This is a genomic window from Skermanella sp. (genome assembly GCF_059503625.1).
Map to the genome: position 1 here is coordinate 1 of NZ_JCACHA010000940.1, position 769 is coordinate 769.

At 63.2% G+C, this 769-nt stretch carries 1 protein-coding gene; it reads right to left on the reverse strand.

The window, feature by feature from the left end; all coding sequences use genetic code 11:
- Positions 1-769: cbb3-type cytochrome c oxidase subunit I (locus AC5JJ6_RS34285; protein ID WP_496046336.1), on the reverse strand; the 769-nt coding region annotated here is incomplete at both ends.

Below are 769 nucleotides of genomic sequence, written 5' to 3' on the forward strand. Positions count from 1 at the left end.
CCGTCGATATCAGGTTGGGAAGATCCAGTCCCAGGCCTGTCGGGTAAGTCCAGACGCGCCTCGGCATTCCCATCAGCCCCGACAAGTGCATCGGGAAGAAGGCGACGTTGAAGCCGATCAGCATCAGCCAGAAGGCGATCTTGCCCAGCCGGTCCGACAGCCGGCGCGAGCCGACCAGGGGCCAATAATAGTAGACGCCTGCGACTACCGGGAAGAGCATGCCTCCGATCAGGACGTAGTGCAGGTGGGCGACGACGAAATAGGTATCGTGCGCCTGCCAGTCGAACGGCGCCAGCGCCACCATGACGCCGGTCAACCCGCCGATGACGAAGACCGCAAGCGCGCCGCTGACGAACAGCATCGGTACGGAGTTGACGACCCGGCCGGCCAGAAGGGTCGCGATGAAGACGAAGACCTGGACGCCGGTGGGAATCGCCACCGCTTCGGAAGCGGCCGAGAAGAACCCCAGGGAGATCGATGGCAAGCCGGTCGCGTACATGTGGTGGACCCACAGGCCGAAGGACAGGAAGCCGGTGCCGACTGCCGCCAGCACGATCCAGGAGTAGCCGATCAGGGGCCGCTGTGCGAAGGTCGGCACGATCATTGCTACCAGAGCGATAGCTGGAAGGAACACGATGTACACTTCCGGATGACCAAAAATCCAGAACAGGTGCTGCCACAGCATCGGGTCGCCGCCGCGTTCCGGATCGAAGAACGGCCAGTTGAACAGCCGTTCCAGCTCGAACAGGACGTCGCCGGCGATCAGCGG